This is a genomic window from Arsenophonus endosymbiont of Apis mellifera (assembly GCF_903968575.1).
GTDB lineage: Bacteria > Pseudomonadota > Gammaproteobacteria > Enterobacterales > Enterobacteriaceae > Arsenophonus > Arsenophonus apicola.
The window spans coordinates 229,419-244,667 of sequence record NZ_CAJCFU010000078.1 but is presented as its reverse complement, the minus strand read 5'-3'; the positions used below and the strand labels follow the sequence as shown (position 1 = coordinate 244,667).

Genomic DNA, 15,249 nt, shown 5'->3' with positions numbered 1-15,249 from the left:
CTATTGCAAAACAGCAGTGACTTATCTCTTGGCCGCGATAAGTTTGCGCTTCTACAATAATTTTCCCAATAAAACTTATTTATTACTATCAGGATTAAACCTTATTATTATGAATATCTTTTATTGCTTACCGTGATCGTTAATGCGGCTTTAATACTATTTCAAACTAAAAATAACTAGCGACTAATATATAAAAATTAATTAACCTAATTTTGTTATAAAAATATCGATTAAATAAGATAAAAAATGAAAACCGAGTTAAATGTTTTTTCATTCCGTTATTGGCCAAAATAGAAAAAAAATCAATATTTTTTAAAAAAAACTATACGACAATATATGTAATGCTATTTGTTCTTAAATAAAGGTGATCTGGTGATAATTTTTGCTACAGCATAACTTAACGAGACTGTTAGTGCTCTTTATCAAAGACAAATAGGTTAGTTATCGATGGTGAAAGAAGTAAGGAAAGAATTTTATGGCCAGGTATGAAGTTTCAGCAACGGTCGATGGCGTATCAATCAATGATTTTACTGTAATTAATCAGGCGTCGTTTCTTGAGTGTAATAAAGAGAGGATTAAACTTAGATAAGTATTTTTTTGAGCCATAAATAGATGATTGCTAACAATGTTGTTAATAGAGAAACGCTTAATACAATAATAAAGCCTATCACTTCACCTTCAAAAGGGACTTTAACATTCATTCCCCAAAAACTAGAAAAGATCATCGGTATCGTTAATAGTATGGTAATGGTTGCCAGAAACTTAAGAAATTTATTTTGATTATTTGCTACCATTGAAGCAACCGTGTTCATCATATCGGTAATTATTTTTGAGTAGGTTACGACCACTTCAATTGACTGTTTATTTTCAGTGTATACATCATCTAATAACTCCTCATCGATTTCAGCAAAATAAGAAGTTTTATAACAAGCATTGTCTTTTATTTTAATAATTCGCATAACAGCCAGATCATTGGAATGTAATGACATGGAAAAAAAGACCAAACTTCGTTGTAAATCCATTATGCTGATAACATCTTCATTTTTCGTGCTAGTTAATAATTCAATTTCTAACTTTTCAAATTTATTGATGATTAATTTTGTGATGATATTAAATTCACTCGCAATGCCATACATCAAAGCCAGCAATAGATTTATGCCAGACATATTCTTACAGTCAATATTCTCGATATATTTTAAGGCATTCACTTTATCATATGAAATAATAGTCATATTTTTTTAGTTAAAAAAATACAAATTGGGCTAATTGAGAATGCATTATCTCCGGTTTTTATTGGTGAATTAACAACAGCAAAAATAAAATTATCCCTTAAATCAATTCTCGCTCTCTCTTTATTTGCTAATGCTTTATTTATATTTTGTGTCGAGATAGCGGTTTTTTTTGCTAGCGATGCAATATCTTGATCGGTTGGATTTGCAATATGAATAATATAGCCATCATTATAATGTAATGTATTAGCCTTATCAGGGTCTTTATTATCCAAATGATAATTTGCCATAAACAATTAATCACTTTCATATCTTAATATTTTATTATGTAATTATTACTCACAATATTGAATTTATCCATGCGTGTTTTGCAGGTGACTCTGCTCGATATTATTGCCCCGTACTCACTGGCTCAGCGTTGCCAATTATCTTTGCAAAAGATCTAATGGCTGAAAAGCTATTCCCGATGGGTTATAAAAAATAATAGTAATATCACAAATTAGTTATAATCTTAGTACTAGTATGCAGATTTAATGAATTATCTTATCGATTGTTGGTGAGAAAATCTCTTTGGCAGAAATAGCTATAATATAGATATTTATAATGCAAGACTATTAAATAAAAATCCAATTGACGGGGTTGATATGAAAGAGTTAACAGCAGGCTTTTCTAGAGCTAATCATGTTGGCATTACTGTCAGTAATTTGGCTAAATCTATTGCTTTCCATGAAACTTTAACCGGTACTAAAGCGGTAAACGTTGACGAGATAAGTGGCAAGAGAATGGCGCAGACGCAAGGTTTAGATAACATCCGAATTAAGTTTGCTAATTTTCAGCTTGATAATTTGAATATCGATATCCTGGAATATGTGGTACCTGAACCTACCCGAGCTTCTTATTCCAATAACCAAATTAGCGCGATGCATCTTTGTTTTGAAGTTGATGACCTAGATGCTGCCATTAAGCGAATGAAATCGATAGGTATTGAGCCTGATGGGTGCCCATTTTTTTTATGCCAGAAGATGGATTAAAATCAGGCTTTGGTACAGGCGTTGCGTATTTCCGTGATCCTGACGGTACTAATTTAGAAATTATTGCGCCTAAAGGGCCATTTGTGCGTAAAACATAATATTAAGAGAGACATTGTGGTGGTTCGTCGTTTTATTTCATGCTTTCGCTCCACGATCGTTCATTTATTAGCTTTTGAACCGATTTGTTATTTCAGCGCTGGTTAATTGAGTAAATTTAATCACTGTATATGTCTGTTTAAACAACTCTCAAGCATTTAACGGGTTATCTAACGATGACGTCTCTGATTTCAGACGATGCAGAATTTGCACCTAATTTTCTTAATCAACGAGTAAAACATAGCTTGCAGAAGTTAAAGATCCCGGCTCTGGTTGAAATATATGTTTAGCGAATAATATTTTTCTTTTCTTAAATGGAGCTCACTGATTACTCATAAACACATTGACTTCCCATAAGCCTATGCTAAGCCTTTAATGGTTACAATAAAATAATTTAAATAAATTGCTAATTATTTTCATGATAAGGATAGAGAGATAAAATGAAATTGATACTATCAGTACTGGCTGTTTCCATCCTGTTTTCTGCCACCTCTTTTGCTGCAAAAGAGATCACAGCTGAAGAGTCTTCTGGCTATACAAAGATCGGTGAGTTATCCGTTAAGGAGTCAGGTTTACCTATTGGGAATCATGCGCAATTATTGCAGGCAATTGATAAAAAATGCCAGGATCTCGGCGGGGTAAAAACAGATAATTGTTATTACCGCATTATTGATCAGACAGGTAATGAAACAAACTATCAAAATATTGATGTTGAAATTTTCAAAAAATAACGTTTAGATTTTATCCGCCCTAAATTAGCTAAATCTAATTACAGAGCGGATAAACATATCAAGTTATCAGCCTGCTTACTTTTTGCGGGTGAGAAACTAACCATGATAAAGAAAATCGCATTTTTGCTTATTTTATTTTGCTATTATTTTCTACTCAAATATCAGCAGAAGTGATTGTTGCGGTGGGTGCTGAACCCATCTACCCATACGGTTATTAAGATTATCCAGCTTATTAATGTGCGCCCTATGGCTATGATGATGCCGAATGGTTTGTCGACGGCGCATTTATTGGTGCAGGCCTCTGGTTTCACGGCTATGGTGACTTTCGTTGTCATATAGATAACCGTTTTGCTCCCCGTCATGGGTTAGCATGGCACATTACCTGAACGTGGTGATAAGCCTTTTAACCATTTCTGAGGCAATGAAATATGGGCAGGCCTTAATTCCCATATCAAATAAATCTTTCAAAAGGAGATAACTATGAATAAGCTGATTGTTTGTATTTTTTTATGTGTTCTGTCAGGTTGTATGGCAGATAATCATCCAAAACGGGATAATTCTCCCGCAAAACCATTGGATACACAGACCTGTATCGATGAGCTTAATGCGCCTAATAGTGCTTGTGCGCATTCTGTCGCTCCACCACTGAATTAGCAATAATTTGATAAATACGACAATATAAATGTTGATTATCTTTTAGGCTCATTAATGATTACTTAACTTTAAAGTTTTATCATGATGGTAATTGAATCATTTTGAATTCAGTTGCTAATTTTATAGCATGCTTGGTGCTGGATACCCCAAGTTTTTTGACAATATTACCCATATGAAATTTTATGGTACCTTGTTTGATCCCCAGAATTTTTGCAATGTCTTGATACGTTCTGCCAATACTAACCCAATACAAAATTTCATTTTCTCTAGGGGATAGCCCTAAAGGTTTATACTGATTCCCACCTTTTTCTATTTCATCATAAAGAGATAAAAGTTTCTGATGAGTTTTGATCAGTAATTGTTGAAATTTTTCTTTATGATTGTTGATGATATTTTTACTATTATTATCATCTGATTCTGATTCAAAAATAGATAATACCGCCAGATTGTTTAGATAATCATGGAGAATAAAAGTATGACCTTTATTAATATTATATTTTTTTGAGTGTTTGAATATTATAGGTAATTTGATCTCTGAATAATCCATTATTTTTTCATCCCAGTGAAAATCGTCCACTCTTTCTATGGCATTCATAATCACAGGATCAATAAATTGATAGCTTCCTTTAATATATAGATCAAACCATTCAATATGGTTATTTATTATTATCACATCCATTGGATTAATTTTATTCATCACTAGGTAGGCATATTTTATATCACCATACTTTATAATTTGCTCATCTAAAAAGTTTTTTATCTTACCATTTATTAAATTATTATTAAAGAAACCTTTAGCCATTTATTTTGCTCTGAAGTGAATTGTTATTAACCATATTTTATAATAATTCTAATATGTTTTTAATCCCTTATAATTTTTTTCTTTTTTCTGTGGATGCTTGATGCAAAATGTTTACTTCACCATAGTCTAATTATTTAGTCTCCTTATTAATATCGGTCTTATTTTTTGGTAAATTATTTTCATCTGAAAGAAATAATTCCTTGCTCTCTTTAACGGTATCAGGATTAAGTTCCATCATTGACAGATAACGAACCTGATAATTATTAGTCTGTTCAAGTGAAAGGATCCCTGCCGGTCAAATATCGCCGATAGGATAATTGGTTTGACTATTTTTGGCGGTGTTACCGCAGTTTGCTAGCTAAAATTTTGTTATTTGCAGCTCGGTACTTAGATCGTCAATAATAGGATTGAATTTCTAAGCTGCCTGTGTGACAGAGAACAACATGATTTATCGGCTGCGTTTGCGTTAATTCTTCTAAGCTGTCTATGTGGTAGTAAAATAGCAATGCGATCTTTTGCCCTTATTTAGCAGCAAAAGAAAAATTAGAATATAAAAAAAAGCTGAAAGAAATAAGAGAAACAACAAAAGAAGAAATTAAAATATTTTTTTTAGATCATTAATGTTAATTATGTAAATTATACGCCATCATTTTGACGATTTTTTAAATTGTTTATAAAAATAAATATTATCCAATGAAATATAATCAATGCCAAAAATAACTTAATGGAAAAATGCTTTTTTCACATCTAAATCATTTATGTGGATATTTGATGTTAGCTTAAGTTAAATATATTTAATTCAATTTCAATATCGTAACAAATTAAGTTACATGTTGATGTTTCTATTCCTTTAATATAATTTTCTGCTTTTTTAATATTATTATTATTTAAATAATAATAAGCTAAAACTGCTTTTTTATTATATTTAATGATGAGGAACAACAATGAAATGTAGACACGCAAAATATTCTGATTTGGCAAACGTAAGTAATATTCTAGCATCAGCATTTTCTGAGGAACCGGTACACAAGCTGATATTTCCAGGTCGTGACCGTGATAGTCTTATTGATGTATTACGAAATTTTTTTCGTATTTATGTTAACCTTGCAAGTAAATATGGCGGTATACTGCTTACAAAAAATAATGCTGGCGCTTTGGTCTATTTCCGACCTGAATCGATGGCAATGCCCAAAGAAGAACTGACTAAAATTGATAGTCAGCTACGCAAAGTATGTGGCTCAGACTATTCGAAAGCCATCGCGTTTATAGATGGGCTTGAGCAACATCATCCACAAACTTTTCATCATTACTATATATCTCTTCTTGCAGTAAAACGTTCTTGCCGAGGTAGAGGTTTAGTTGATGATCTGTTTAGCGAATTTAATACTATTCTTGATAAAGCCAACTTACCCTGTTACGCCGAATGTACCAAGTTTAGCACACGAACCCTAATTAGACGATGGGGGTATACTGATGCTGCCTCCCCAATTAGTATTGATGGTTTCCCTAAATTATATCCGGTTGTGCGCTATCCTCAGAACAAAGCTTATTTTTTACCTGTTGGGGGAGAAATAAGATTAAGTTTTACACTTAAGCTGATGGCATGTTTTGCGTTAATAACGCCAAGCTTTTTTACAACATTTCCAATATGGCATTTTACAGTATAAGTACTTATATTAAGTATGGTGCCTATTTCTGAATAGGTTTTTCCAATACTGCACCAGTAAAGTACTTCTGATTCACGGGGTGAAAATATAATCTTCTCGGGTTTATTTTCATTCTGATAGAGTGCAAGCAACATTTCATGAGTATAAATTAACAGTCCCTGAAGCGCATCTTTATTACTATTAATAAAAAAATTAATATCTTTTATTAAAAATTTATCTATGTATAGCGATAACAGGGCTAAGTTATTAAGGTGATCATGTAAAACAAAAGCATAACCGCTAATATTAAGCGTTTTTATTGGTTCAAAGACTTTTTTAACCGGCCATATGGAGTTAATTTTAATATTCTCATCCCAAGAAAAAGACGAAAACTGATTTAATGCTTTAATAATAACAGGATCAATGTATTGAGTTTTCTTTTCAAGATAATTACTGACAAGCTCATCAGCTAAATCACTAATGTTCATCATGTCATCGGTGTTTTTTTTATTCATCACAGCGTAGACATAGTTTACCTTGTCATGTTTAGCTAATTGTTTATCCAGATGCTGCTTGATATAATTATTTTTTTCTGTATTCGAAAAAAAAATTTTCGGCATTAAATTTTTTCCTGTTGCAAGTGATGGTGATAAGTTTTTGCTAAAATGCCTTAATGATTTTTGATATCGTTGACTTCGACTGACAGAGTATTTGATTGCTAATCACACAGGATTTTTCTGCCATAATGCCACCTAGCATATCCCGTTCTATTTGTTGCAGTTGTTTAGCAAAGCGATTGTCATTGGCTATTTTTTTGACTATGTCATCGATATTCTGTTTTTGTTAATCATTTTCCAACTTCTAAGCTGCCTATGGGGTAGTGAACCAGTTAATTTATACCTTGATGTTATCGCAAAACTTCTAAATTGCCTATGCGGCTGTGAACTATTTCGGTCAGATTATGATACAGTTTTATATCTTCTAAGCTACTTATGAAGCAGTGAACGAGGGGACGGAATTGTCGGACTTTGCACACACTTCTTAAGCTGCCTAGGTGTAGTAAAGCAAAAGTTAACACAAATGTATCGTCTTTACCTTTTTTAAGCTGCCTATTTGGCAGTGAATTGCCCTACAATTAAATAATTGGCCTGACCAGAATTTCTAAGCTAACTGTGCCACTGTGAACAGCGTGTGCTCAATATTGCAATGACTCTCGACAGCTGTTTCACTATGAGTATCGATAGGGATATTGTGAGAGAGAATCTATAGGGCAGAATCAAAGCTGAACGGCTTACTGATTTTTTCAGTGCTGATGTTCCGCTCAATACAATCACTGTTAAGGGTAAAACCTCTGTGTCCCTAAATCCAGAATGAAATTCCCGTCAGATGAAGTTCAAATTTATCAAAATGCGTGTGCTACTTTTCCATAGTGATGTAATCAGCTGAGACAACTAACTCATTCAGCCTTATTTCCTAGATGGTGTAAGCTTTACCGTTACGGAGTACAGATAAGTTCTCTGTTATTACAGGTAAATACAAAAAAAGCAGGCTCGGCGGGTGATGCATAATTTTTAAGAGTAAACACCGAGATCTCAAAACCGCTAAACTTTAATGTGCTATGCAGCGTTTAGCTATCCACATCCACGGTCATATCAATTGTTTGTTTCAGGTAAAAACTATTGCTCCTGATTGTCATCCTACAGTTCCTCCAGAATGAAATGGCTTTATCGATCCGGCAGAGGCTCTAAGGCTCTACTTTTGTATGTTCAGTCTACTACTACTTGCAGATTAATACTCGGTAACATTGAACGTCGCTGCTGCTTTTGGCACATAGCAGGCAGTCAATTTCAGGAGCTTTGAAGCAGCATTTACCTTTAGGATTGTTAAAATAATATACTGTCCCGATTTGCCCTATTTTTACCTAGTTTCAGCAAAAAACGTGGGTAGTTAAGGGAACCATTATATTAAATAGGCGCTAATTTTAAGAGATTATCTTTCTATGTCCTTTAAAGTGGCATTTCAGCAACGACCACCTACTTGTTATTAAATTTTTTTTGCAAAATACCCTGATTTTGTTGCACATAGCAAACATTAAACGGTTTGTTTGACAATATATTTTAATGATAATTAAAACATTTTAATTTTAAACTTATCCGTTGTTAGTTTAAATTTATTTGTAAACTTAAACTAATAAAAGAGATATCACCATGGCAATAATAGATAAACCAAGTAATAAAACCTATTTAATCGGTAACTGGATGCCATCAGATCAGACTACATTAGCAAATTGGATGCGTAAGATTATAGATAAAGCAGAAATTAGTCATGCTCCATTATTACCGTCTATTCAGAATTTAAAAGATTTCATTGAGTCAAATCCTAAAGCCTATATGTTTTTTAATCAAATGTTTGATAAGGCAGATAAAAAAGATCAACCTGCTGGCTTACCTCAAGTTCGTGACTATCAACATATGTTAGAATTATTCAACGTGATAATGACGCATGCTCCAGATTTTGATGAAACAGGACTGGTCGGTTTCCCTTTTAATGCTATTTTAGATTGGTCAATGGCGACAAATTCAGGATGGAGTGCCTTTTTAGATGATGAAATTAATCATCATTTAAAAGCCATGCTGAATGAATGGGCTATGTTTTTAAAATCACCTGAAAGCACCTATGTATTGAATGAGGATCCGAAACATGGGTGGTTGGGTGAAGATGCTAAAAAAGCAATGCCGACTTTTGTTAGTGATTTTAAATGTGATCCTGCAGCTGCGCACTATGGTTTTAAATCATGGGATGATTTTTTTACACGAGAGTTTCGGCAAGGCGTTCGCCCAGTCGCTGAGCCAGATAATAACAGTGTGATAATCAATGCTTGTGAATCATCCCCTTACAGATTAGCTCGCAACGTAAAATTAAGAGATAATTTTTGGATTAAAGCCCAAAATTATGCACTGCAATATATGTTGGATAACGATCCATTAGTAGATAAATTTGTTGGCGGAACTATTTATCAAGCATTTCTTAGCGCTCTTAGTTATCATCGATGGCATGCGCCTGTTTCAGGCAAGGTTATAAAAACTAAGTTAATTAATGGTAGTTATTACTCTCAAGCAATTAGTATGGGATTCGATCCAGAAGCGCCTAATAAATCGCAAGGGTATATCAATGAAGTTGCGACCAGAGCGCTGATATTTATTGAAGCTGATGAACCAAAAATTGGTCTTATGTGTTTTATGGCGGTAGGTATGGCTGAAGTATCAACCTGTGAAATTATAGTTTATGAAGGTCAACATATAACAAAAGGTCAAGAAATTGGGATGTTCCATTTTGGTGGCTCTACTCATTGCTTAATCTTTCGTCCAGAAGTTTCACTAGAATTTGATTTACATGGTCAAACACCTGGTTTAGATAGCCATAACATTCCTATTAATTCCCGTATTGCAACGGTTAAATAAAAAACTTAACTTAATAAGTCAATTATATGTTGGCTTATTAGGAGTTGCCTCAGAAAGCTGAAAAACTTATCGGTTTATTCTAACAGCGCAAGAGAAAGTGAGTCTTAAAAAAATCACTTCCTCTTGAAATTTATTAAATTACACTCGGGCCTACTTTTATAAGTTACATAATCTGCCATGCCTGCCAGATAAAATAGCAAAACAATGCCCTCGAATGTGATCATGGTATGTTGAAACGGATAATCAATGCTACTCTAGGGTTCAAATCGATGAAAACCGCTTATGCTACGATAAAGAAATTGAAGTGATTCGGGCGCAGCGTAAAGGTCAGACAGAGCCACTATGGCCATCCCCTGGATGAGGTAAGGCTGGTGAACAGCGTTTTTGAAATCTTATCCTCTGTTATTGTGCAAAAGCTCCGCCATACTCATGTTTGTAACAGTGCCAAAATAACAGCCATTCTACCATTGTTAGATTTTTGCCACAGTGCCAAAATAACAGACAGTCTACTATTGTTAGATTTTTGCAACAGTGTCGTTGATATTCGTGATGCCATCAATACTAATATTAGTACTTTTGTATATTGCTTTCTCGATAAATTTTTACCATGTAAAATAATGGAAGATACCTGCCTGGCGTTGAACAAAGACAGATAAAACGTCATAACAATATTATCAAATATGATTATTGCCAACTGGAGTAGATATCAGTGTTGTACTCAGGATCTTATGTGCAATATGCCTTTTAAACTATCAACTAGTGGAGTGGATATAAAATGAAAAAAATCTGCAGCTCAGGAAGTTATAGTTTTTTTCTTTTGTTTTTCGCATTTATCAAGTTAACTAACGCATCTGAATCTCTAGGCGAGTACTCTATAGTATTTGATGCGGGAAGTAGTAAAACCCGAGCCTATTTATACCAGTCATCAGTAGATAAAGTTACGCAAATTGCTGTATCTAAAGATAGCAAGGCGCTATCAAGTTTTATTTCCAATGTCGATAGTACCGGTAATGAAGTGATCCTACCGTTAATTAAAGAGCTCAGAAGTAAAATTTCTAACAGCGATAATAATATAGAAATCAATGTATTGGGTACCGCTGGAATGCGAAAACTTACTGATGCGCAACAAAGTGCAATTTATGGCAATGTGCGGCAAAGTATTATACAGGCAGGCTATAAGCCGGGTCAGATTCGTACGATTACTGGCGGTGAAGAGGGGGTCTTCGCTTGGGTGCATATTAATCAGCTTGCGGAGAAACTGGGAACGGATAACACACTAGGTATTATTGAAATGGGAGGTGCATCTACTCAGATCACTTTTGACACTAAAGACTCGAGCCTAGCTGGTACACATCCTATTAGACTTAAAGGTAAAATTTACTATTTATGGAGTGAGAGTCTGCTAGGTTTTGGCGCTAATTCAGTACGTTCAGCAATGAATAAAATTAATCTACAGCAAACCTGTTACCCCTTGGGTTATGAAAAATCTTTAGGCTTTAATTTTAATTTATGTGATCAAGCTTATGACAAAGTGATCCACAATGATAATATTGCTTATAGCAAACTGAAACAAACGGCTGAAATTTCTGCATTGAAAAAGACCAATTTTATTGGACTAAGTGCGCTTAATTACACGTTAGATTTTTTCGACAATCAAAAACCGGAAAAGGAAAAATTGAAAAAAAGTTTGATTGATAATTGCAAAAGTTATGATGACATTAAAATTTTGCTAGAGCGAGATCCCCAAAAGGACTATCATGAGCCGCAATTTAAATGCTCTAATGGAACATTTGTATATAACCTACTTTACGACTATTTAAAACTGGCTAATGCTACATTACAAGGAGTAAAAAAATACAATAATACTGATGTTCGCTGGACAGCAGGTTATACATTTCTATCGACCCAAACGGCAAAAAAATAAATGCAAAATATATTTTTTAAGATGAAAATCTATATCTTAGTCGATAAATAGCCTGTTTATCATTAATAAAAGCTGAATGATCGGCAACAAAATCTACGCCATCCTATTAAATAATATTACCGGACAAGGCAGACGTATTGTTCTTTCCGGTGACTGACAACAACTTAAATCTTATGAAAGTGGCGTGCCATTTAAATTAACTCTCGAACGCAGTGCCTCTGATACTGTTGTCATACGTAAGATTGTTAGACAAACCCAGCATTAAAACCGACGATTGAAGCTGTGATTGCCGGCAATATCAAACAATCCCTTGCAATGATCGCAATCATTCCAACCACTAATGTTAGTCAAAATAGAAATAGTGATTTGCCAACTTACTCAGTTATCGATCTGAAAGAAAAAGAGCTGGATGAAAAAATCACGGTAATCGTGAATTTCTAAGCTGCCTGTGTGGCAGTGAACGTACGTCTTTTATCGGTTTTGTTGGCATTAGTTTTCTAAGCTGCCTGTGTGGCAGTGAACGTACGTCTTTTATCGGTTTTATTGGCATTAGTTTTCTAAGCTGCCTGTGTGGCAGTGAACCAAGAAAAGCATTATCCATGAAAGGGACTATGGTTTCTAAGCTGCCTGTGTGGCAGTGAATGAGCTTCTACTCCTTCTCGATCTGGGGATACACTTCTAAGCTGCCTATGCGGCAGTGAACGTTTAAAGTTAGCTTTCTCTCCATTTAGGTAACTTCTAAGCTGCCTATGCGGCAGTGAACGAACGCATTTTCATAATAAAATCTCTTAAAATCTTCTAAGCTGCCTATGCGGCAGTGAACCTATGAAGGGGCTATAGTAGACATACCCTCGTCTTCTAAGCTGCCTATGCGGCAGTGAACGGTTTGGTATTAACATTTCCCTTATTTCTCAACTTCTAAGCTGCCTATGCGGCAGTGAACCTACTAGCATTTTATCTAGGATTTGTGGATTTCTTCTAAGCTGCCTATGCGGCAGTGAACCATTAAATCGTTGCCGATTGAGGCAGCAAATACTTCTAAGCTGCCTATGCGGCAGTGAACCTTTTTTAGGCGATAATATAATAGAATCAATACTTCTAAGCTGCCTATGCGGCAGTGAACTGCTCGTCGTCATGTGATGCGAGGCGGTTTTACTTCTAAGCTGCCTATGCGGCAGTGAACATTTTACGTCGTGCCTTCCTTGGCCTCAAAAACTTCTAAGCTGCCTATGCGGCAGTGAACTTTCAAAATTACCCTTGCGATTAAAGAGACAACTTCTAAGCTGCCTATGCGGCAGTGAACGTGAAATAGAAACGACCGCATTTTGATTTGTTCTTCTAAGCTGCCTATGCGGCAGTGAACTTATGTGCTCAATATCAGATTGTGTCAAAACACTTCTAAGCTGCCTATGCGGCAGTGAACATTTATATTCTGATGTATACATGGTTGATAGACTTCTAAGCTGCCTATGCGGCAGTGAACTTAGCTTTTCTGCGTGATCAGTAATATATGTTCTTCTAAGCTGCCTATGCGGCAGTGAACTTTTTGCGTGATACCAGTAGTGATTTACAGAACTTCTAAGCTGCCTATGCGGCAGTGAACATTTACTCAATGATGAAACAAGACTTGGGCTTCTTCTAAGCTGCCTATGCGGCAGTGAACTTACGCGCTTGTTCTGCATACTCTGATTTATACTTCTAAGCTGCCTATGCGGCAGTGAACGCATTTGCGATTTTGAATGTTGTTATGAAGATCTTCTAAGCTGCCTATGCGGCAGTGAACTTTATGGCTTTTTTAAATGCTGCGCAGAACATCTTCTAAGCTGCCTATGCGGCAGTGAACATTAAAACTCTTTTCTCTATTTTCGGTGATAACTTCTAAGCTGCCTATGCGGCAGTGAACAACAATACTACAATAAAAAATAAAGTTATAACAGCAAGTTAGAACAAAAATAACGGTTTGACCTAAGTTTTTATTTGCTATTATAACTTATTGATTTTGATTTATTTTTTTAAAAAGCAAAAAATATTGGGTTAAAATTCAGGTACGCTTGACACTGAACTTAATCCGTAAGTCCTAAAGATTTGGTTGTTAGTACACTCTGTGTTGTTTTTGGTGATAAATAATTTAAAATGATGTTTGTTATTGTGATTAGATAAGCTGAGGCTTTCTAATTTAATATAGGGTAAGTCCGTTGTTGTCACGACATTTTGATAACGTTTTAAGGCTTCATCAAAAGCAATATCACCACGTTTAGCACGATGTCGGGCTAAACGTTCTGCATTAGTTTTAACTTGTTTGCGGTTATAAATAGCATAGCCAGTTACTTTATGTTCAGGAACATTACGTATGGTTGTGATATGCACATAATCCATTAAACGAGCTAACCATTTAGCTAGATTAAGTTTTTTTAATTCTTTCTCTGTTTGAGCAAAAAGCCGGAGTTTACTACCCATAAAGCTAATGTTTTTCTCTTGGTTAAAATAATATTGTGGAAAAGAGAGACCGATAGAAATTTTTCCATTTTGATCTTTTATCTCAACAAAGGCTATATGTAATTGCATATAGACTGTTGACCATAATTGATAAAGAGGAAAGTCGTTTGTTTCGATTAATGTCACTTCTATATAATGCTTCATATCATTCCTTAAATGCGAATATCTGTGACATAAGCAAGTCCTTTTTTTCCTATATAAAAAGAAGAAACGCCCGCATCTTCGATCTTTTGTTCTAGATCACGTGCTTGCTCTTTAGGAATATTTAATGTGATTGCTAAACGACCACTTGCTTTAGTCAGAGATTGAACGACTTCACCTTCACCTTTCTTTTTTTCTTTTAAAATATAGGGATTTCCCCAAACTAGTTTTTTTTTGCCGGTAGTATATGTACTCATAAAGTCTTTTGGAGTAATAGATCCAGTCTTTGCAATTCCACTTATATTTCCTTGTTTAGTTAAAATATGGGTTAAATTATATTGAGCTTTTAGACGTAAAATTTGTATATATACCGCGGCGGTGTAAAAGCTAATTACTTTTTGTTTAGGAAAATCTTCTAGTGTGAATTTAATATCTTTAAATTTGTCCAGAATTTTTTCAAAGGCTTTTTTGCTCTCAGTTGGTAACTTAGTTGTTTTAATTTTCTTTAATTCTTCTAAGCGATTAATAATAACAATAGGATCAAATTCAAATATGCTTGGTGTGAATTGAAAATCATCATTTAAAATAAACTGAATAACTTCATCTAAACTAAGAAATAGAGTGCCCCATAATTGTGGCGAAAAGTCTGACTTAAACGCTGGATCATTGGATTTAATCATACCGGTAAACCAATTTGGATCTTCTCCTGACATATTTCTAATAAAAACCAATTCTTGGGTGAGGGTGGCATTATCTTTGATATCCTGCTCAGTTAATATCGATTCGATAGTTTTAAAGTAGTAATCAGGATCTTGACGAGCTTGATAGAGTTTACGTTGCTCGCCAATTAATCGATTCAATATACCTATTATTGTGTCTTTCGATATCGGACGATATTTAAAATTAGCTGTATTTTTTTTCTTTAATTCTTGTTTTAAGGCAATGAATTTACGGCCTTTTGGTTGTAGCTCTTCATTATTAGAGCCATCTAAAAATGAATTACGCCATGATGCTTCATATTCGATAATAATTTGCATA

The 15,249-nt window shown here is 34.4% G+C and carries 13 protein-coding genes, 1 pseudogene and 1 CRISPR repeat array; of the genes and pseudogenes, 7 read left to right on the top strand and 7 right to left on the bottom strand.

Features of this window, described 5'->3' with window-relative positions:
- Positions 1-581: 581 nt before the first annotated feature.
- Positions 582-1,232 (bottom strand): magnesium transporter CorA family protein, encoded by a 651-nt coding sequence (locus H1X92_RS13655; protein WP_180560651.1) that lies wholly within the window; start codon positions 1,230-1,232, stop codon positions 582-584.
- Positions 1,229-1,519, bottom strand: a complete 291-nt coding sequence (locus H1X92_RS13650) for a hypothetical protein (RefSeq protein WP_180560650.1) — start codon at positions 1,517-1,519, stop codon at positions 1,229-1,231. Before H1X92_RS13650 ends, H1X92_RS13655 begins: the two co-directional genes overlap by 4 nt.
- A 354-nt stretch (positions 1,520-1,873) precedes the next feature.
- Between H1X92_RS13650 and H1X92_RS13645 the strand changes: the two genes are divergently transcribed.
- From H1X92_RS13645 to H1X92_RS13635, 4 genes are all read left to right on the top strand, one after another.
- The gene (locus tag H1X92_RS13645) at positions 1,874-2,260 is read left to right on the top strand and encodes a VOC family protein (protein WP_233458167.1); all 387 of its coding nucleotides are present in this window, start codon (positions 1,874-1,876) and stop codon (positions 2,258-2,260) included.
- A complete protein-coding gene (locus tag H1X92_RS16290; RefSeq protein WP_370520699.1) occupies positions 2,242-2,358 on the top strand; it encodes a VOC family protein in 117 nt (38 codons plus the stop codon). Before H1X92_RS13645 ends, H1X92_RS16290 begins: the two co-directional genes overlap by 19 nt.
- A gap of 438 nt (positions 2,359-2,796) precedes the next feature.
- Positions 2,797-3,087 carry a hypothetical protein gene (locus H1X92_RS13640; protein WP_180560649.1) on the top strand — a complete coding sequence of 97 codons (291 nt, stop codon included), beginning with the start codon at positions 2,797-2,799 and terminating at the stop codon, positions 3,085-3,087.
- A gap of 480 nt (positions 3,088-3,567) precedes the next feature.
- On the top strand, positions 3,568-3,741 hold the full coding sequence (locus H1X92_RS13635) for a hypothetical protein (protein ID WP_180560479.1): 174 nt from the start codon (positions 3,568-3,570) through the stop codon (positions 3,739-3,741).
- A 79-nt stretch (positions 3,742-3,820) separates the two neighbouring features.
- Here the strand turns inward: H1X92_RS13635 and H1X92_RS13630 are convergent, their stop codons facing one another.
- Together H1X92_RS13630 and H1X92_RS13625 are read right to left on the bottom strand one after the other, a co-directional pair.
- Positions 3,821-4,543, bottom strand: a complete 723-nt coding sequence (locus H1X92_RS13630) for a helix-turn-helix transcriptional regulator (RefSeq protein WP_180560648.1) — start codon at positions 4,541-4,543, stop codon at positions 3,821-3,823.
- 1,546 nt (positions 4,544-6,089) lie between these two features.
- Positions 6,090-6,809: a helix-turn-helix transcriptional regulator gene (locus H1X92_RS13625; RefSeq protein ID WP_180560647.1), complete on the bottom strand. Its 720-nt coding sequence runs from the start codon at positions 6,807-6,809 to the stop codon at positions 6,090-6,092.
- 1,587 nt (positions 6,810-8,396) lie between these two features.
- On the opposite strand from H1X92_RS13625, the gene H1X92_RS13620 reads away from it, so the two are divergent.
- Positions 8,397-9,650, top strand: a complete 1,254-nt coding sequence (locus H1X92_RS13620; protein ID WP_225507055.1) for a phosphatidylserine decarboxylase family protein — start codon at positions 8,397-8,399, stop codon at positions 9,648-9,650.
- A 200-nt stretch (positions 9,651-9,850) separates the two neighbouring features.
- Positions 9,851-9,946, top strand: a pseudogene (locus H1X92_RS15640) (IS6 family transposase); the annotation flags it as partial.
- Positions 9,947-10,077: 131 nt separating this feature from the next.
- On the opposite strand, the gene H1X92_RS13610 reads toward H1X92_RS15640, so the two are convergent.
- Positions 10,078-10,314, bottom strand: coding sequence for a hypothetical protein (locus H1X92_RS13610; RefSeq protein WP_180560646.1), 237 nt, complete (start codon positions 10,312-10,314; stop codon positions 10,078-10,080).
- A gap of 111 nt (positions 10,315-10,425) precedes the next feature.
- On the opposite strand from H1X92_RS13610, the gene H1X92_RS13605 reads away from it, so the two are divergent.
- Positions 10,426-11,574: a hypothetical protein gene (locus H1X92_RS13605; RefSeq protein ID WP_180560645.1), complete on the top strand. Its 1,149-nt coding sequence runs from the start codon at positions 10,426-10,428 to the stop codon at positions 11,572-11,574.
- Positions 11,575-12,008: 434 nt separating this feature from the next.
- Positions 12,009-13,477: direct repeats of the CRISPR family, unit length 28 nt; unit sequence CTTCTAAGCTGCCTATGCGGCAGTGAAC.
- 131 nt (positions 13,478-13,608) lie between these two features.
- On the opposite strand, the gene cas6f is transcribed toward H1X92_RS13605, so the two are convergent.
- On the bottom strand, positions 13,609-14,214 hold the full coding sequence (gene cas6f, locus H1X92_RS13600) for a type I-F CRISPR-associated endoribonuclease Cas6/Csy4 (RefSeq protein ID WP_180560644.1): 606 nt from the start codon (positions 14,212-14,214) through the stop codon (positions 13,609-13,611).
- An 8-nt stretch (positions 14,215-14,222) separates the two neighbouring features.
- The gene (gene cas5fv, locus H1X92_RS13595) at positions 14,223-15,248 is read right to left on the bottom strand and encodes a type I-Fv CRISPR-associated protein Cas5fv (RefSeq protein WP_180560643.1); all 1,026 of its coding nucleotides are present in this window, start codon (positions 15,246-15,248) and stop codon (positions 14,223-14,225) included.
- Between the last annotated feature and the right edge of the window lies 1 nt (position 15,249).